18 protein-coding genes are annotated in these 18,409 nt (G+C 61.5%); 10 read left to right on the top strand and 8 right to left on the bottom strand.

The window, feature by feature from the left end; genetic code table 11:
* Positions 1 to 9: 9 nt before the first annotated feature.
* The 8 genes from pepP to gcvH all read left to right on the top strand — a co-directional run bounded on the left by pepP (position 10) and on the right by gcvH (position 8,917).
* Positions 10 to 1,332 carry a Xaa-Pro aminopeptidase gene (pepP, locus tag BM403_RS09710; RefSeq protein WP_093542599.1) on the top strand — a complete coding sequence of 441 codons (1,323 nt, stop codon included), beginning with the start codon at positions 10 to 12 and terminating at the stop codon, positions 1,330 to 1,332.
* Complete coding sequence (gene ubiH / locus BM403_RS09705; protein WP_015886442.1) at positions 1,329 to 2,516, top strand: 2-octaprenyl-6-methoxyphenyl hydroxylase; 1,188 nt, start codon at positions 1,329 to 1,331, stop codon at positions 2,514 to 2,516. The genes pepP and ubiH overlap by 4 nt, the downstream gene beginning before the upstream one ends.
* Complete coding sequence (locus tag BM403_RS09700; protein ID WP_093542597.1) at positions 2,509 to 2,994, top strand: DUF4442 domain-containing protein; 486 nt, start codon at positions 2,509 to 2,511, stop codon at positions 2,992 to 2,994. Before ubiH ends, BM403_RS09700 begins: the two co-directional genes overlap by 8 nt.
* Before the next feature lie 9 nt (positions 2,995 to 3,003).
* Entirely contained in the window at positions 3,004 to 4,221 is a 1,218-nt protein-coding gene (locus BM403_RS09695) for a 2-octaprenyl-3-methyl-6-methoxy-1,4-benzoquinol hydroxylase (protein ID WP_175538061.1), read from the top strand.
* 164 nt (positions 4,222 to 4,385) lie between these two features.
* Positions 4,386 to 5,390 (top strand): extracellular solute-binding protein, encoded by a 1,005-nt coding sequence (locus BM403_RS09690; RefSeq protein WP_093542592.1) that lies wholly within the window; start codon positions 4,386 to 4,388, stop codon positions 5,388 to 5,390.
* A gap of 234 nt (positions 5,391 to 5,624) precedes the next feature.
* Positions 5,625 to 7,241 carry an ABC transporter permease gene (locus BM403_RS09685; RefSeq protein WP_093542590.1) on the top strand — a complete coding sequence of 539 codons (1,617 nt, stop codon included), beginning with the start codon at positions 5,625 to 5,627 and terminating at the stop codon, positions 7,239 to 7,241.
* A 156-nt stretch (positions 7,242 to 7,397) separates the two neighbouring features.
* A complete protein-coding gene (gene gcvT, locus BM403_RS09680) occupies positions 7,398 to 8,480 on the top strand; it encodes a glycine cleavage system aminomethyltransferase GcvT (RefSeq protein WP_015886437.1) in 1,083 nt (360 codons plus the stop codon).
* A gap of 53 nt (positions 8,481 to 8,533) precedes the next feature.
* On the top strand, positions 8,534 to 8,917 hold the full coding sequence (gene gcvH, locus BM403_RS09675; protein ID WP_015886436.1) for a glycine cleavage system protein GcvH: 384 nt from the start codon (positions 8,534 to 8,536) through the stop codon (positions 8,915 to 8,917).
* A 41-nt stretch (positions 8,918 to 8,958) separates the two neighbouring features.
* Here gcvH and BM403_RS09670 read toward each other — a convergent pair whose 3' ends face one another.
* From BM403_RS09670 to BM403_RS09640, 7 genes are all read right to left on the bottom strand, one after another.
* Positions 8,959 to 10,098, bottom strand: a complete 1,140-nt coding sequence (locus BM403_RS09670) for a DegT/DnrJ/EryC1/StrS family aminotransferase (RefSeq protein WP_093542588.1) — start codon at positions 10,096 to 10,098, stop codon at positions 8,959 to 8,961.
* A gap of 158 nt (positions 10,099 to 10,256) precedes the next feature.
* On the bottom strand, positions 10,257 to 10,922 hold the full coding sequence (locus BM403_RS09665; RefSeq protein WP_046034903.1) for an outer membrane protein: 666 nt from the start codon (positions 10,920 to 10,922) through the stop codon (positions 10,257 to 10,259).
* 188 nt (positions 10,923 to 11,110) lie between these two features.
* Positions 11,111 to 11,425 carry a DUF2388 domain-containing protein gene (locus BM403_RS09660; RefSeq protein ID WP_003176799.1) on the bottom strand — a complete coding sequence of 105 codons (315 nt, stop codon included), beginning with the start codon at positions 11,423 to 11,425 and terminating at the stop codon, positions 11,111 to 11,113.
* A gap of 69 nt (positions 11,426 to 11,494) precedes the next feature.
* The gene (locus BM403_RS09655) at positions 11,495 to 11,941 is read right to left on the bottom strand and encodes an NfeD family protein (protein WP_015886433.1); all 447 of its coding nucleotides are present in this window, start codon (positions 11,939 to 11,941) and stop codon (positions 11,495 to 11,497) included.
* 10 nt (positions 11,942 to 11,951) lie between these two features.
* Positions 11,952 to 12,872 (bottom strand): SPFH domain-containing protein, encoded by a 921-nt coding sequence (locus BM403_RS09650; protein ID WP_010207363.1) that lies wholly within the window; start codon positions 12,870 to 12,872, stop codon positions 11,952 to 11,954.
* Between the two features lie 77 nt (positions 12,873 to 12,949).
* On the bottom strand, positions 12,950 to 14,629 hold the full coding sequence (locus BM403_RS09645) for a GspE/PulE family protein (RefSeq protein ID WP_093542586.1): 1,680 nt from the start codon (positions 14,627 to 14,629) through the stop codon (positions 12,950 to 12,952).
* A gap of 82 nt (positions 14,630 to 14,711) precedes the next feature.
* Entirely contained in the window at positions 14,712 to 15,050 is a 339-nt protein-coding gene (locus BM403_RS09640) for a hypothetical protein (RefSeq protein WP_093542584.1), read from the bottom strand.
* A gap of 127 nt (positions 15,051 to 15,177) precedes the next feature.
* Here BM403_RS09640 and BM403_RS09635 point away from each other — a divergent pair, with 127 nt between their 5' ends.
* Entirely contained in the window at positions 15,178 to 15,648 is a 471-nt protein-coding gene (locus tag BM403_RS09635) for an Lrp/AsnC family transcriptional regulator (protein ID WP_015886430.1), read from the top strand.
* Positions 15,649 to 15,733: 85 nt separating this feature from the next.
* Here the strand turns inward: BM403_RS09635 and BM403_RS09630 are convergent, their stop codons facing one another.
* Positions 15,734 to 17,101: a CYTH domain-containing protein gene (locus BM403_RS09630; RefSeq protein ID WP_015886429.1), complete on the bottom strand. Its 1,368-nt coding sequence runs from the start codon at positions 17,099 to 17,101 to the stop codon at positions 15,734 to 15,736.
* 158 nt (positions 17,102 to 17,259) lie between these two features.
* On the opposite strand from BM403_RS09630, the gene argE reads away from it, so the two are divergent.
* Positions 17,260 to 18,408, top strand: coding sequence for an acetylornithine deacetylase (gene argE, locus BM403_RS09625; RefSeq protein ID WP_046034906.1), 1,149 nt, complete (start codon positions 17,260 to 17,262; stop codon positions 18,406 to 18,408).
* Position 18,409: the final 1 nt, after the last annotated feature.

Below are 18,409 nucleotides of genomic sequence, written 5' to 3'. Positions count from 1 at the left end.
CATCTGCCCATGATCCATATCCCCAAAGCGGAATACACCCGACGCCGCAAGGCGCTCATGGCGCAGATGGAACCCAACAGCATCGCGATCCTGCCGGCCGCCGCCGTGGCGATCCGCAATCGCGATGTCGAGCACGTGTACCGCCAGGACAGTGACTTCCAGTACCTGAGCGGTTTCCCCGAGCCGGAAGCCGTGATCGTGTTGATGCCCGGTCGCCAGCACGGCGAGTACGTGCTGTTCTGCCGCGAGCGCAATGTCGAACGCGAGCTGTGGGATGGCCTGCGCGCCGGCACCGAAGGCGCGATCCGTGACTTCGGTGCCGACGATGCCTTCCCTATCACCGATATCGACGACATCCTGCCCGGCCTGATCGAAGGCCGCGACCGGGTGTACTCGGCGATGGGCAGCAACGCCGAATTCGACCGGCACCTGATGGAGTGGATCAACGTGATCCGCTCTAAAGCGCACCTGGGCGCCCAGCCGCCGAACGAATTCGTTGCCCTGGATCATCTGCTCCACGACATGCGCCTGTATAAATCGGCGGCAGAGTTGAAGGTGATGCGCGAGGCGGCCCGAATCTCCTGCGCCGCCCACGTGAAGGCGATGCAGGCCAGCCGCGCCGGTTTGCATGAGTTCAGCCTGGAAGCAGAATTGGATTATGAGTTCCGCAAGGGCGGCGCAAAGATGCCGGCCTACGGTTCCATCGTCGCCGCCGGGCGCAACAGCTGCATCCTGCATTACCAGCAAAACGACGCGCTGCTCAAGGACGGCGACCTGGTGCTGATCGACGCCGGTTGTGAGATCGACTGCTACGCCAGCGATATCACCCGTACCTGGCCGGTCAACGGCAAGTTCTCGCCGGAACAGAAGGCGATCTACGAGATTGTGCTGGCCTCCCAGGAAGCCGCCTTCGCCGAAATCGCCCCGGACAAACATTGGAACCAGGCCCATGAGGCCACGGTGCAGGTCATCACCGCCGGGCTGGTAAAGCTGGGCTTGTTGCAGGGCGACGTCGACGAGTTGATCGCCAGCGAAGCCTATAAGGCCTTCTATATGCACCGCGCCGGCCATTGGCTGGGCATGGATGTACATGACGTGGGCGAGTACAAAGTGGGCGGTGAATGGCGTGTGCTGGAAGTCGGCATGGCGTTGACCGTGGAGCCGGGGATCTACATTTCGCCGGACAACCAGAACGTGGCAAAGAAATGGCGTGGCATTGGCGTACGCATCGAGGACGACGTGGTAGTGACCAAGCAAGGCTGTGAAATCCTGACCGGCGGCGTGCCCAAGACCGTCGCCGACATCGAAGCGCTGATGGCGGCTGCCCGATGAGCCGGGTCAACCTGGCCATTATCGGCGGCGGCTTGGTAGGCGCCAGCCTGGCGCTGGCGTTGCAGGCCGGGGCCAAGGCCCGTGGCTGGAAGATCGTGCTGATCGAACCCTTTGCGCCGGGCGACAGCTACCAGCCGAGCTACGATGCGCGGTCTTCGGCGCTGTCCTATGGCGCCCGGCAGATCTATCAGCGCCTGGGCCTGTGGCAGGACATTTCCCGCCGTGCCGAGCCGATCAAGCAAATCCACGTGTCGGATCGTGGGCGTTTCTCCACCGCACGTTTGTCTGCCATGGAGGAGGGCGTGCCGGCCCTCGGTTACGTGGTGGAAAACGCCTGGCTGGGCCAATGCCTGTGGCAAGGCCTGGACAAAGACGTGGTCAGCTGGCGTTGCCCGGCGGAAGTCACACGCATGGAGCCGCTGGCCGATGGCTACCGCCTGACCCTCAACGATGAAACCGTACTGGAATGCGATCTCGCCGTACTGGCCGATGGTGGCCGCTCCGGACTGCGCGAACAGCTGGGCATCGGCGTGAAAACCCGCCCGTACAACCAGAGCGCGCTGATCGCCAACATTACCCCGAGCGAGTCCCATAACGGCGAAGCCTTCGAACGCTTTACCGATGAGGGCCCGATGGCCCTGTTGCCGCTGCCGGACAACCGCTGCGCCCTGGTCTGGACCCGCATCGGCATGGACGCACAGCGCCTGGCCAATCTCGACGAACGCAGCTTCTTGAGTGAATTGCAGGGCGTGTTCGGCTACCGCCTGGGCACCCTCAAGCAAGTCGGCGCCCGCCATCTGTACCCTCTGACCTTGGTCGAAGCCGAGGAGCAGGTGCGTTCCCACCTGGCGATCCTCGGCAACGCCGCCCACAGCCTGCACCCGATTGCCGGGCAAGGCTTCAACCTGTCCCTGCGCGATGCGAATGCCTTGGCCGAGGCCTTGCTGGCCGGGCCGCAAGTGCCGGGTGACCTGGCGACCTTGCAGGGCTATCGCGAACGCCAGCGCTTGGACCAGAAACTAACCGTGGGCTTCTCCGACCAGGTCACGCGCCTGTTCGGCAGCGCCCAGCCGCTGGTGGCGCTGGGCCGCAACATGGGCCTGCTGGGCCTGGACCTGTTGCCACCGGCCAAACGCTGGTTCGCCCGTCAGGCCATGGGCCTGGGCACGCGTCCCGATGCGTAAGTGGTTGATCGAGCGCCTGGGCAAGGCGCGGTTGTTGCGCTGGATCATGACCCTGTATCCGCCGTACCTGGGGGCGGGGGTCAGCGTCCGGCACATGAGCGCCGATTTCCGTCACGTCAAAGTGCGCATGGGGCTGGGCTGGTACAACCGCAACTATGTCGGCACGCAATTCGGCGGCAGCCTGTATTCGATGGTTGACCCGTTCTACATGCTGATGCTGATGGAGAACCTGGGCCGCGACTACATTGTGTGGGACAAGGCCGCGAGCATTGACTTCGTGTCGCCGGGCCAAGGCCCGGTGTATGCCGAATTTTCCATCGACGAGGCCTTGCTGGACGAGGTCCGTCGACACACCGAAGGGGGCGAGAAGTACCTGCCCCACCTCAAGGTGCAGATTCATGACGGCTCCGGCACCCTGGTGGCGCGGGTCGACAAAACCCTTTACGTGCGGCGCAAGCCGCCAGTGAGACAGGCTTAAAGCATGGACATGCGCGCAGATGTGCTGATTGTCGGGGCCGGAATGGTCGGAAGCGCCTTGGCGCTTGCGTTGCAGGGCAATGGCCTGCAGGTGCTGTTGCTCGACGGCAGCCCGTTGAGCGTCAAGCCGTTCGACCGTGATGCGGCCTTCGAGCCCCGGGTGAGCGCCTTGTCGGCCGCCAGCCAGCGCATCCTCGAGCGCCTGGGCGTGTGGGACGGTATCGTCTCGCGGCGCGCCAGCCCCTACGGCGAGATGCAGGTGTGGGACGGCAGCGGCACCGGGCAGATCCACTTTTCGGCGGCCAGCGTGCATGCCGAGGTGCTCGGGCACATCGTCGAGAACCGCGTGGTTCAGGACGCCTTGCTCGACCGCCTGCATGACTGCGACCTGGGCCTGCTGGCCAATGCCCGCCTGGAACAGATGCGCCGCTCCGGCGATGACTGGCTGCTGACGTTGGCCGATGGCCGTAAGTTGCGTGCGCCGCTGGTGGTAGCCGCCGACGGCGCCCACTCCGCCGTGCGCCGCCTGACCGGCACTGCGACCCGCGAATGGGATTACCTGCATAACGCCATTGTCACCAGCGTGCGCAGCAGCCAGCCGCACCAGCGCACGGCGTGGCAACGGTTTACCGACACCGGGCCGCTGGCGTTTTTGCCGCTGGTGCGGGATGGGCAGGAGGATTGGTGCTCGATCGTCTGGTCGACCACGCCGGCCGAGTCCGAGCGCCTGATGGCGTTGGACGATGAAAGCTTCTGCGGTGAATTGGAGCGCGCCTTTGAAGGGCGGTTGGGGACCGTGGTGAGCGCCGACCCGCGTGTGTGCGTGCCTTTGCGCCAGCGTCACGCCAAGCGTTACGTGGCTGAGGGCCTGGCGTTGATCGGAGACGCGGCACACGTGATACACCCGTTGGCGGGGCAGGGTGTGAACCTGGGTTTCCTCGATGCGGCGGTGTTGGCCGAGGTGTTGTTGGCGGCAACCGAGCGTGGTGAGCGGCTGGCGGATGTGAAGGTGCTGAGTCGTTATGAGCGTCGGCGCATGCCGCATAACCTGGCGTTGATGGCGGCGATGGAAGGTTTCGAGCGGCTGTTCCAGGCCGATCAACTGCCGCTGCGCTGGTTGCGCAATGCTGGCTTGAAGATGGTCGACCAGATGCCTGAAGCCAAGGCCGTGTTTGTACGCCAGGCGCTGGGCCTGACCGGCGATCTACCTGGCCTGGCAAAACCCTGACATCGAAATGCGGTTACTGCTGTGCTCGTAAAAGATAGGCCGCGATGAGGCTATCCGCTTCATCGCACACTCCCTCATGCAACATCTGGTAACGCCTCAACCAAGCGCCACTAAATGCCAGTCCTTATCATTTGCCCTCTTTTTGCAAATGAGAGACCGCCCCCATGTTGGCATCCAAGCGCCTCCTGACTGCCCTGGCACTCACCTTGATCGGCAGCACGACCGTGCAGGCCGCCGACGAAGTGGTGGTCTACTCCTCGCGCATCGACGAGCTGATCAAGCCGGTGTTCGATGCCTACACTCAGAAGACTGGCGTGCAGGTGAAGTTCATCACTGACAAGGAAGCCCCGCTGATGCAGCGCATCAAGGCCGAGGGCGAGAACGCCACTGCCGACCTGCTGCTCACCGTGGATGCCGGCAACCTCTGGCAGGCCGAGCAAATGGGCATTCTGCAACCCTTCACCTCCGCAGTCATCGACAAGAACATCCCCCTGCAATACCGCTCTTCAAAGCACGCCTGGACGGGCTTGAGCCTGCGCGCGCGGACCATTGCCTACTCCACCGACCGGGTAAAGCCGGGTGACCTCACCACCTACGAAGCCCTGGCCGACAAACAGTGGGAAGGCCGCCTGTGCCTGCGTACGGCGAAAAAAGTCTACAACCAGTCGCTGACCGCCACCCTGATCGAAACCCACGGCGCGGCCAAGACCGAGGAAATCGTCAAGGGTTGGGTCAACAACCTGTCCACCGACGTATTCTCCGACGACATCGCCGTGCTCGAAGCCATCAATGCCGGCCAGTGCGATGTGGGCATCGTCAACACCTACTACTACGGCCGCCTGCACAAGCAGAAGCCGGACCTGGCGGTGAAGCTGTTCTGGCCGAACCAGGGCGACCGTGGTGTGCACGTGAATTTGTCGGGCATCGGCCTGACCAAATACGCGCCGCACCCGGAAGCCGCCAAGGCGCTGGTGGAATGGATGACCACGGCTGAGGCGCAGAAGATCTTTGCCGACGTGAACCAAGAGTTCCCGGCCAACCCGGCGGTACCGCCGTCGGCCGAAGTGGCGACCTGGGGCAAGTTCGTGGCTGATACCTTGCCGGTGGAAGTGGCGGGCAAGCGCCAGGCTGAAGCCATTCGCCTGATGGATCGCGCTGGCTGGAACTAAGTACACTCTGCCGGGCACCGTAGATCCAAATGTGGGAGGGGCTTGCTGTGGTGACCGGGCTTGCTGTGATGAGCGAGCTTCCTGTGGTGAGCGGGCTTGCCCCGCGCTGGGCTGCGGAGCAGCCCCAATGGTTCTACGGTGAACCCGTCGGGGGGCAAGCCCCCTCACCACAGCAAGCCCCCTCCCACATTGGATTGCGGCGATTTCAAGCTATTCATTCACTGAGAACTGACTTTGGCCCACCCCGCCCAACGCCGCTGGTACCTGCCGGTCTTTACCGTCGCCGCCCTGGTGCTGCTGCCGCTGAGCGTGCTGTTGCTGTCCTGGCAGAGTATCGACGCGCAAATCTGGTCGCACCTCTGGGAAACCCAGATGCCCCGCCTGCTGGGCAACACGCTGACGCTGGTGCTGGGTGTCGGTGTTGGCGTAACCCTGTTAGGCGTGAGCCTGGCCTGGCTCACTAGCCTTTGCGAATTCCCCGGCCGACGCTGGCTCGACTGGGCGCTGATGCTGCCCTTCGCCATACCGGCTTATGTGCTGGCGTTTGTATTCGTCGGCCTGCTGGACTTCTCAGGGCCTGTGCAAACCCTGCTGCGCGAATGGTTCGGCACCGGCCTGCGTCTGCCACGGGTGCGCTCCACCAGCGGTGTGATCATCGTCCTCGTGCTGGTGTTCTACCCCTACGTCTACTTGCTGGCGCGCTCCGCGTTCCTGGCCCAGGGCAAAGGCCTGATGGAAGCGGCGCGGGTGCTCGGGCAATCGCCGTGGCGAGCGTTCTGGCACGTGGCACTGCCCATGGCGCGGCCGGCGATTGGTGCCGGGGTGGCGTTGGCATTGATGGAAACCCTGGCGGATTTCGGTGCGGTCTCGGTGTTCAACTTCGACACCTTCACCACGGCCATCTACAAGACCTGGTACGGCTTTTTCAGCCTTTCCAGCGCTGCCCAATTGGCCAGCCTGTTGCTGCTGGTGGTGATGCTGGTGCTGTACGGCGAACGACGTGCCCGGGGCGCGAGCCGACCGAGCAATGAGCGGCCACGGGGCAAGGCGCTGTATCAGCTGCGCGGGTTCAAGGCGGCGGCGGCCAGTAGCGGGTGCGGGCTGGTATTCGCCTGTGCGTTTGTCATCCCGATGCTGCAATTGTTCGCCTGGTTCTGGCAGCGCGGCCGCTTCGATCTGGATGAGCGTTATTCCGGACTGATCCTCCACACCCTGTACCTGGGTGGTATCGCTGCCCTGATCACCGTCAGCGTGGCGCTGGTGCTGGCCTTCGCCAACCGCCTGGCGCCGACACGGGCGATCCGCTCCGGCATCAGCCTGGCCAATGTCGGCTATGCCTTGCCGGGCTCGGTGCTGGCAGTGTCGATCATGTTGGCGTTCAGCTACCTGGACCGTGAACTGGTGGTGCCGCTGTCCGGCTGGCTCGGTGGTGCGGGCAAACCGTTGCTGTTGGGCAGCCTGTCGGCGTTGGTGCTGGCGTATCTGGTGCGATTCCTGGCGGTGGCCTACGGGCCGTTGGAAAACAGCCTGGCGCGTATCCGGCCCTCGTTGCCGGAAGCGGCACGCAGTCTTGGCGTCAGCGGCCCACGACTGTTTTGCAAAGTGTATCTGCCGTTGTTGTTGCCCGGCACCTTGAGCGCAGCGTTGCTGGTGTTCGTCGACGTGCTCAAGGAAATGCCCGCTACCCTGCTGATGCGCCCGTTCGGCTGGGACACGCTGGCGGTGCGGATCTTTGAAATGACCAGTGAAGGCGAGTGGGCCCGGGCGTCTTTACCTGCGCTGACCCTGGTGCTGGTGGGCCTGTTGCCGGTGATCGGGCTGATCCGACGCTCCGCCCGGCAAATCGGTTAGGTGCCAGTCCTACGGCTTGCGGCTACAATGCGCGGCATTCGGTGCGGTCCGTCTTTCGGATCGAGTCGCTGGACGTGGCTGCAGGCCTTGTAATTCAAGGTGTCCGGCACGAACAGCAATGCTGCGCACCTTCGCCAAGCCCGGAAGGAGAAACCCATGGGACAGCGTACGCCTCTGTATGACCTGCATCTCGCCCTCGGCGCGAAAATGGTCGATTTTGGCGGTTGGGATATGCCTCTGCACTACGGCTCGCAAGTTGAAGAACACCACCAGGTGCGACGCGACTGCGGGGTGTTCGATGTATCTCATATGACCGTGATCGATGTCACCGGCCCCCAGGCCAAGGAATGGCTCCAGCGCCTGCTGGCCAATGATGTCGAACGTCTGCATGGCTGTGGCCGTGCGTTGTACAGCGCCATGCTCAACGAAAAGGGCGGCGTGGTGGACGACATGATTGTCTACCGTACCGAGGCCGCCTATCGGCTGGTGGTCAATGCCGCCACCCGCGACCAGGACATGGCCTGGATGCATGCGCAACTGGGCACTTACCAAGTGCAACTGCATGAGCGGCCTGAGTTGGCGATGCTGGCCATTCAAGGTCCCCACGCCCGGCAGAAGATCGCCGAGTTGGTCACCCAGTCTCGTGGCACGCTGATTCACCAGCTCAAGCCCTTCGAGGGCCAGGCTGATGGCGATTGGTTTATCGCGCGCACGGGTTATACCGGGGAAGATGGCCTGGAGATTGTCTTGCCGGCTGATCAGGCGCCGGGTTTTTTCAACGACCTGGTGGGCGCTGGTATTTCACCCATTGGTCTCGGCGCCCGCGATACGCTGCGTCTCGAAGCCGGTATGAACCTGTACGGCCAGGACATCCACCAGAGCGTTTCGCCCTTGGCTTCGAACATGGCCTGGAGTATCGCCTGGGAGCCTGCCGAGCGTCATTTCATTGGCCGCGCTGCGCTGGAAGCGGAAAAAGCAGCCGGCGTGCAGTTCAAACTGGTCGGGCTGGTACTGGAAGAACGCGGGGTTTTACGCGCTCACCAGGTGGTTCGTATCGCCAATATTGGCGAAGGGGAGATCACCAGTGGTAGTTTCTCTCCTACGCTGAGCAAATCCATTGCCCTGGCGCGTGTACCGACGGCAACCGCTGATCGGGCCGAAGTGGAAATCCGCGGCAAGTGGTACCCGGTTCGAGTGGTCAAACCGACCTTCGTGCGCCATGGCAAAACCTTGATCTAACCTATTTCCGGCAGGCCGAAGGCCGCTGACATTACTTCTTGAGGACACAGACTATGAGCGATATCCCTGCCGACCTGCGTTTCGCCGAAAGCCACGAATGGGCGCGCCTGGAAGCTGACGGCACTGTGACCGTCGGTATTTCCGACCATGCTCAGGAAGCGTTGGGTGATGTGGTGTTTGTTGAATTGGCCGAAGTTGGCGCTCAGTTTGACGCTGCGGGCCAAGCGGGCGTGGTTGAGTCGGTGAAGGCCGCCTCGGATATCTACGCTCCGATTGCGGGCGAAGTGATTGCCGTCAACGAAGAACTGAGCGGTAGCCCCGAGCTGCTCAACTCCGACCCGTACGGCGCGTGGATCTTCAAGCTCAAGCCTGGCAACCCGGCTGACCTGGAAAAACTGCTGGATGCTGCTGGCTACAAAGCCGCCATCGGCGAGTGATCCTGTTGCGGGAGCCGGTTATCCGGCTCCCGCAATGTGTTTCAGCGCTGTAGAACCGCCTTCACCGCTGCCACCGAGCGCTCCACATCCGCCTCAGTCATCGCCGTAAACATCGGCAGTGACACGATCAAACGCCCCACCTTCTCCGCCACCGGAAACATACCTTCCTTGAACCCCTGCGCCCGATAAAGGCTCAGCAGGTGGATCGGCGGATAGTGATAGCCAATGCCGACCCCGTGGGCCTGCATCTGCTCCATGAAGGTGGCGCGGGCCGGTAGGCCGTCGTGGCGCTCCGGCAGTACCAACTGGAACAGGTGCCAGTTGCTGTTTTCGAAATCAGCCGGCGGCAGCTGTGCGCCGTATTGTTCTTCGAAATCACTGCCAAAGCATTTGAAATAGTGGCGCGCCAGGTGCTGGCGGTGCGCGGTGATCTTCTCGATATGGGCAAATTGCCCCAGGCCAATGGCAGCGGCGATGTCGGTCATATTGAACTTGCCGCCCAGCACGTCCACGTCCAGACCATCGAAGCCGCTGCGGGTAACGCCTTGCAGGCGGTACTTCTCTGCCAGCCGCGCTTCCTCTGCGTTGTTCAACACCAGGCAACCGCCTTCGGAAGAGGTGATGTTCTTGTTGGCCTGGAAGCTGAACGACACGAAATCCCCAGTGGCGCCGATACGTTCGCCATCCCAGCTGGAACCCAGCGCCTGCGCTGCGTCCTCGACGATGCGCAGGTTGTACTTGTTGGCCAGTGCATACAGCATCGGCATGTCCAAGGGCAGGCCGGCCAGGTACACCGGGATGATCGCCTTGGTGCGCTGGGTGATGGCAGCCTCCACCTGGACCAGGTCGAGATTGCGGGTCACCGGGTCAATATCGGCAAACACCGGTGTGGCACCCACTTCCAGGATCACGTTGGCCGTGGCCACCCAGGAGATCGGCGTGGTGATGACTTCATCGCCTGGCCCAATACCGGCGATGCGCAAGGCAATCTCCATGGTGCAGGTGCCCGAGTTGAACGTGCGCACCGGCCGTCCGCCAAAGTATTCCGACAACTGCGCTTCGAAGGCCTGCACTTTCGGCCCGCTGGTAATCCAGCCCGAACGCAGTACATCGCCGACCGCCGAGATGGTGGCTTCATCAATGGTGGGTTTGGAAAACGGCAGGAAGGGCTGTTGGCTCATGACGACGAAGGCATCCGTTTCAGATTGGCGATGAGTAAGCGAGGTATCAGTACCGGCATGGTTGCACGGCTTGACTGAATATAGCCTGTCGCCTGTGAATGAATCGTCACCGTCCGGTTAAAAAATGCCGCTTCGAAAACGGCATTTCCTACTAGGTTTCAGAAGGAATAGCGCGCCTCCAGAAACACATTCTGTTCCTTGAGCTTACCTTTGAGTTGCTCATCCCGAGCGTTCACACGGTTTGCGAAGGTGTTGTAGCCGGTTTCAACATCGCCCATTGCGATGTAACGATAGCCGGCACCCAGCGTGATTTGCTCACTGACCTTGGCTTCCAGCCCCATGCCTACGCTGTAGGCGAAATGATGCTGGCGATTGCTGGCGAAACGACGGGTCTCATTCGTTTGATAGCCCTCGGCTTCAATGCGTGCGACGCCCACCCCGGCCATGCCGTAGAACGACAACCATGGGTTGATCGGGATGTCTTTATAGCCATTGAGCATCAAGCGTTGGCTCTGGACATGCAGGCTGTTGACGTTGGCATTGAAAGGGGCCCAGTAGGATTTGAATGTCGAGTTGTTCGGCATGGTGTATTCCCCTTCGAGGCGCCAGCCATTGTCAAAGGCATAGCCCGCGGCGAAAGAAGCCACAAATGACTTGCTGCTATCCGGGGCGTCCACCCTGTCAGTGACGCGTGGGCTGGTCAGCAGCGAGCTGGAGAGATTCTGACGAGCGCTGTTGAATTTGGCTGATCCGTACCAGCTTTCCGCTTGTGCGTAAGGGGTGGCAAATGCAGAGAGCAGCAGTGCGTAGGCAAGCGTGTGCATGGGCAGTGGTTCGCTTTATTTAAAAAGGAAGCCTTAGCTTGTTGCCCCGCAGGGTGAGGCTCGACAGGACTTCTCCGTGTTCACTTGGGAAAGCAGGGATGCTTATGTAGTAATCAGCGGCGATGACCGTAGGAATTGAAGACAAAAAAATGCCGCTGTCAAAAGCGGCATTTTTTATCGAGCCCGAGTTATTCGGTGACGGCGTTTTTCGCGAGGATGGCGTTGGCCAGCTCCATGTCCGTGGCCTGCAGGCCAGGGTTATCGGCGCGGACTTTCTGCATCGCGGCTTCCAGGTACGGGCCACGGATGCCGCCGTCGCTGGCAACAAAGCTGCCTGCGTCATCTTGTGCGGCAACCACCAGCTTGTGGTCTTTGAAGGTCAGGTACGTCGAGCCGGTAGTGGCGCCCGACGAGATGACATTGCGCCAGAAACTGTCGGCCATGGCTGAACCGACAGGGAGGGAAAGCACAGCGAGGGTTGCGACAGCATATTTGAGACGCATGATGGGTGACTCCGGGTGGGTTATCTGTAGTTTATGATTGTAGTTAGGCCAATCGAGTTCCATCACTGACTAAACAGTTTCAACCTTTAACACCACGCCTTCCTGGCCAACCACCCGTACTTGAGCGCCTACGGGGCTGTCCGGGCCGGTCACCATCCACACGCCATCGCCGACCTTTACCTTGCCCCGGCCATCTACAATCGCCTGATGCACCACGAAGGTGCGGCCGATCAGCTCCGAGCCACGCTCGTTCAAGCCTGGCTGGTCACTGGCCTTGGCGCTGCTGCGTTGGCGCTTCCACCAATACACCGCCGTCAAAATCGACAACACGGCAAACAGCAGGAGCTGCCATTCCAGCCCAAGAGGCGGCACCAGGAACTTGATCACGCCCACGGCAGCCGCTGCGATACCCATCCACAACAGGTAACCACCGGCGCCAAATACTTCAAGAATCAACAGCACGGTACCCAGTGCCAGCCAATCCCAGAACGACAGATGCTGCAGGAAATCCCACATGGCGATGGCCTCAGCCTTTCTTGTTGTCGAACGTCGCCTTGACGATCTCGCCGATACCGCCGACCGCGCCGATGACTTGGCTGGCTTCCAGCGGCATCAGGATGACCTTGCTGTTGTTGGCCGAAGCCAGCTTGCCCAGGGCATCGATGTATTTCTGCGCGACGAAGTAATTGACCGCCTGCACGTTGCCCGATGCGATCGCCTCGGATACGACCTGGGTGGCACGGGCTTCCGCTTCGGCCTGACGTTCGCGGGCCTCGGACTCAAGGAACGCCGCTTGGCGGCTACCTTCAGCCTCAAGGATCTGCGCCTGCTTCTTGCCTTCGGCAGTCAGGATCGCCGAGGCGCGCAGGCCTTCGGCTTCGAGGATTTGCGCACGCTTGATCCGCTCGGCTTTCATCTGGCCCGACATGGCGGCCATCAGGTCGGCCGGCGGGCTGATGTCCTTGATCTCGATACGGGTGATCTTGATGCCCCAAGGTGCCGTGGCTTCGTCCACGGTTTTCAGCAGTTTTTCGTTGATGCCGTCACGCTGGCTGAGCATGGCATCCAGCTCCATGGAGCCGAGCACGGTACGGATGTTGGTTTGCAGCAGGTTGCGGATGGCATGTTCGAGGTTGTTGACCTCGTAGGCGGCCTGGGCCGTGTTGACCACCTGGAAGAAGCACACGGCGTCGATCTGCACGGTGGCGTTGTCGGCGGTGATGACTTCCTGGGGCGGGATGTCCAGCACGCTTTCCATCACGTTGATCTTGCGGCCGATGCGGTCCATGACCGGGATAATGATGTTCAGGCCAGGCTTGAGGGTGTTGGTGTAGCGCCCGAAACGCTCGACCGTCCATTGGTAACCCTGGGGGACGACCTTGAAGCCCATGAACAGGATGGCGATGGCCAAGCCCACGAAAAGAAGCAGTACGGTTCCGATCTGCATAGCGATTCCCTATCTGATGGTGTCAGTGAAACGACGTTCGGCCGATTGTAACGGTGTTGTCACCGATAAGAACGGTTTCACCGTGTAACAAACAAAGGATTTGTTACCGAATCCCCAGGGGTCACCCGCAATACCTCCGCCAGGGTGGTCAGCCCTGCCTGGACCTTTTGCACGCCAGCCATGCGCAGGCTGCACATACCTTGTGCCACCGCCGCCTGACGCAGCGCCTGCACGTCGGCGCCGGGCGTGATCAGCGTCTTCAGTGCTTCGTTCAACACCATGATTTCGTATACGCCGGCGCGTCCCCGATAACCACTGTTTCGACATTCAACGCACCCCACGGCCTCATGCACGTCACCCCGTGCACGCTTGCAGTGGGGGCACAAAACCCGCACCAAGCGCTGCGCCATCACGCCCAGTAGCGTTGCTTTGATCAAATAATGAGCAACTCCCAGTTCCTGCAAGCGGCTGATGGCACTGGGTGCATCGTTGGTATGCAGGGTCGACAGCACCAAGTGTCCGGTCAACGCGGCTTGGATCGCCATTTCAGCGGTTTCCTGGTCGCGAATCTCGCCGATCATGATGATGTCCGGGTCCTGGCGCAGCAGGGCGCGGATGCCGCTGGCGAAGGTCAGGTCGATGTTGTGCTGCACCTGCATTTGGTTGAACGCCGGCTCGACCATCTCGACCGGGTCTTCCACGGTGCACAGGTTGACCTCCCGGGTCGCCAGTTGCCTGAGCGTCGTGTAGAGGGTGCTGGTCTTGCCCGAACCGGTAGGGCCGGTGACCAGGATGATGCCATTGGTCTGGCTGGTCATGGCGTGCCAGCGCTGTTGGTCATCAGCAGACAAGCCCAACTGGTCAAAGCTTTTGAGCAGCACCTGCGGGTCGAAGATCCGCATCACCAGCTTCTCGCCAAACGCCGTGGGCAAGGTGGAAAGGCGCAGCTCCACTTCCGCGCCTGTCGGGCTTTTGGTCTTGACCCGGCCGTCCTGGGGCCGGCGTTTTTCCGCCACGTTCATACGGCCCAGGCTTTTCAGGCGGCTGACCACCGCCATCGTGACCTGGGGCGGAAACTGATAGACGTCATGCAGCAGCCCGTCGATACGAAAGCGTACCCGGCCCTGTTCGCGGCACGGCTCGATGTGGATATCACTGGCACGCTGTGCGAAGGCGTACTGCAACAACCAGTCGACGATGTTGACGATATGCGCGTCATTGGCATCCGGCTCTTGCTCGCTGGCGCCGAGGTTGAGCAATTCGACATGGCCAGGCGCCGCGACCTTTTGGTCGGCACCGCTGACGGATTTGGCCAGCCGGTAAAACTCGCCGATGCAGCGCGCGATGTCCTGCGGGTTGGCCACCACGCGTTTGATCGAACGCTTGAGCACCTGCGCCAGCCCGGCTTCCCAGCTGGTGATGTGGGGTTGGGCGCTGGCGACAGTGACGGTCTGCGCGTCCACCGCCACCGCGAGAATGGCATGACGTTGGGCGAACGCGTGAGACATCAGCGGCACCACGGCTGCCACGTCGATCTTCAATGGGTCGATACGCAGATAGGGTTGCCCGGCATGCTGGGCAAGCCATTCGGTCAGGGTTTCCAGGTTGGGGCCTTGGGCTGCGATGCTCTCCAGGGGATGCTGGCTGTTGCTGGCCGGCAGCGCCGACAAGCGCTGCGCCACTTCGGGTGTGATCAGGCGCCCGTCTACCAAAGCCGGCAACAGCTGATGCAGTTCCAATCGTTGATCAACAAGCATGAAGGTTTTCCTGGGGCAATGGGTGTAAACCCCAGGCTAGTCAGCCTCTGAATATCCACCTCCCAGCGTGTATTGCAGGTTTTTACTGCGCGACGGCCATCACCGCCTGAGGCCCCGCCGAATCAGCCGACCACACGTCGAGCGAGCACACGCTGATCAGGTTTCGAATCTTTTCACCGATCACCTGGGCGCGGTGCCAGCTCAAGCCATCCATCAGGATGTTGATGTTAAGCAGGTCATCTTCCCTGTTCACCGTGACCTGTCGCGGCGTGAGGCATTGCAGGGCGAAATAGTTGAGCACCCGGCACAACACATCCGGTTCCGCCTCGGCGACGATGCGGTAGTGCGCCTGGCAGTGGGCACTGTTGAAGGCCCACGCATCGACGCGGGTTACAGGGTGGGTGGTTTCGATGGCGTGCATGCTGGCTCTCCAGATTCGACTGGAGAAATTTTTACATTCGCTAACGGAGATTTCTTATCTAAGATGAGCCTTTTGTGCGATTAATCGAATCGTATAATTCAAGATAAGCACAATAAAAGGTATTTATATGCACAGCCAGTTGGACGCCTACGACCGCCGTATCCTGGCCCTGTTGCAAGAAGACGCCTCGCTCTCCAGCGCGCAGATCGCCGAACAGGTCGGCCTGTCTCAATCGCCGTGCTGGCGACGGATCCAACGGCTCAAGGAAGAGGGCGTGATTCGCGGTCAGGTGACCTTGCTGGACCGCAAGAAGATCGGCCTCAACACGCAGATTTTCGCCGAGGTGAAACTCAACGCCCACGGTCGCTCCAACTTCACCGAGTTCACCGACGCGATTCGCGGGTTTCCGGAAGTGCTGGAGTGTTATGTGCTGATGGGGGCGGTGGATTTTCTGCTGCGTATCGTCACCTCGGACATCGAGGCCTATGAGCGGTTTTTCTTTGAAAAGCTGTCGATGGTGCCGGGGATTCAGGAAGTTAATTCGATTGTGGCGTTGTCGGAGATCAAATCCACTACCAGCCTGCCGGTCTTGCGCTGACCGGACCGGCCTCATCGGGAGCAAGCTCCCTCCCACATTTGGAGTGCATTTCAATGTGGGACAGGGCTTGCTCCTGATGGCGATCTTACAGACGCAGCAACATCTTCCACGCACGGTTCTGGTACACCGCAATCGCCTGATGCATCCGCGCATCCAGCGACTCGTCGGTGATCGGCTGGTTGGCCAGTTGCACCAACTTGTTCAACTCGCCGTACAGGCGGTCCAGTTCCGGAATATCCACCACCTGGCGCGCATGGTGCAGCCAGGCCTGGATGCGTTCGATGCGCGGCAGCTGCTCAGCCAGGTCTTCCGGCTGTTGCTGGTAGCGCGGCAGTTGCAGGGCGACGGCATCGTCGGCCAGCAGGCGTGGCAGCCAGTTGGTGATTTGCGCAGCGCCCTGGCGGTTGCCGCGTACGTTGCGGTCGGCGGTCCAGGTGCGCGCCAGCAGCCAGCGCGAAGCGTTCAGTGAGAACAGGCCCCAACGCACGTCGTCCAATTCTTCGATGAACTGTTCCGGTGCGGCTTTGCGAATGTCTTCGTCGTCATCACCGGCTTGCACCAGCGGGCGCCAGTCTTCCAGCAGGGCGTCGAGTGCGCTGCGCAGTTCGCTGGTAGATTGGCGCGGTGCCGCCTGACCGAGGCTACCGATCAGGGCGCGCAGTTCGCCGAGGTTGTCGACCCAGTCCTGCAGCAGGCGCCAGTGGCCATTAAAACGGTATTGCTCGGCCAGGCGCTGGCTGCTGCCAAGCAAGTGCCACATGATCGCGGCGAAGGCGTCGTCCAGCGGCATTTCGGCCTGCAGTTGCGGCGCCGGCAGGCTCAAGGAGTAGCTGCTGGCGTCGTACAGGCGATAGCCACGCTCGGCTTTGCTGATGTCGCATGGCATCAAGGCAAGGGTGGCGGCCAGTTCGGCGGCGAGTTCCAGCAGGGCAGCCGGTTCGCCTTCGCGCAGTTCCAGTTCCAGCTCACAGATTTCTTCTTTCTGCTTGCCGACCACCACATGGCCCAGGTCCAGGGCGGCTTCGATGACCACCTTGGCCTTGCCACGGCCCCAGGCGATTTCGGCGCGTTCGCGCACGAAGTCGGTGGTGAAGATCGGCTTGAGGGTCTTTTTGTCCAGCTCGGCCAACTGCTCTGGCCAGCATTCGCCGTCGAGCTTCTTCACGTCGAGCTTGGCTTTGGGCAGTTCCCAGTTGTATTCGTTACGTTCCGACAGGCCGGCGACGCTCTGGCCACGGGTCTTGAGGGTCTGGATGATGTCGTCACCGTCCTTGCGCAGGCGCAGGGCGACTTTGGCCTGGGCCAGGTCGCGCTCGGGGGTGTCGAAGTATTGGTTCATCAACTCACGGCGTTCCCAGCCACTTTTGTTGCGTTTTTTCAGTAGCGGGTGCTCACGCAGCGCGGCGAGTGTTTCGCGGCTGACGCGGAGCTTGATTTCGGTTTCTTTCTGCATGGCCGGAAAATCCAGGATCGGGAGCGCAGCCGGGGAAAAGTGTGGCTGCCAAGGTCGTGCAGTGTACAGGACTGAGCCCGGCAACGTGCCGCAACGGTTTATTGTGTTGTGCAGATGCCTCTATAGTGAGGTTCATCCGGGAAGTTGAGAGACCGCGCATGCCGTTACCGTCCATGAAAGAGCAGTTCGCCGCACTGGTTGCCGCGCCTTCGGTCAGTTGCACCCAAGCGTCTCTCGACCAGACCAACCGCCCGGTGATCGATTTGCTTGCCAGCTGGCTGGGAGACCTGGGCTTCGCCATCGACATCCAACACGTCAGCCCCGGCAAGTTCAACCTGCTCGCCAGTTTTGGCAGCGGCCCCGGCGGCCTGGTGCTGGCGGGGCATAGCGACACCGTCCCTTATGACGCCGCGTTGTGGAAAACTGATCCGCTCAAACTGACGGAAGTCGACGGTCGCTGGGTAGGATTGGGCAGTTGCGACATGAAGGGCTTTTTCGCGCTGGCCATCGAAGCGGTATTGCCGCTGCTGGACCAACCGTTCAAGCAGCCACTGCTGATCCTCGCGACCTGCGATGAAGAAAGCTCGATGTCCGGCGCGCGCGCACTGGCCGAGGCGGGTCGCCCCCTGGGCCGTGCGGCCGTGATCGGCGAGCCCACCGGCCTCAAGCCGATCCGCCTGCACAAAGGCGTGATGATGGAGCGCATCGACATTCTTGGGCAAAGCGGCCACTCGTCGGACCCGCGCCTGGGTCACAGTGCCCTGGAAGCCATGCACGACGCCATTGGCGAACTGCGTGGTTTGCGCCTGGCCTGGCAGCGTGAGTACCGCAACCCGCAATTCAGTGTGCCCCAGCCGACCATGAACTTCGGTTGCATCCACGGCGGTGACAACCCCAACCGCATCTGCGGCCAATGCTCCCTGGAATTCGACCTGCGACCTTTGCCGGGCATGGATCCCGAAGTGCTGCGCGCGGCCATCCGGCAGAAGCTTGAACCCTTGGCCGAGCGCCATCAGGTCAAGATCGACTATGCGCCGCTGTTCCCCGAAGTGCCGCCGTTTGAGCAAGTCGAAGACGCCGAGCTGGTGCGGGTCGCGGAACGATTGACCGGTCATCGTGCCGAAGCAGTAGCGTTCGGCACCGAAGCGCCTTATCTTCAGCGCCTTGGTTGTGAAACCCTGGTGCTCGGCCCCGGCGACATCGCATGCGCCCACCAGCCGGGCGAGTACCTCGAAATGTCACGCTTGACGCCTACAGTGCGTCTATTGCGGGAACTGATCGAACATTACTGCCTGAAACCTGCATAAA

It is taken from the genome of Pseudomonas sp. OV546 (assembly GCF_900116845.1).
GTDB lineage: Bacteria > Pseudomonadota > Gammaproteobacteria > Pseudomonadales > Pseudomonadaceae > Aquipseudomonas > Aquipseudomonas petroselini.
Note: the sequence above shows the minus strand (reverse complement) of the source record. Positions and strands in the feature narration are given on the sequence as shown.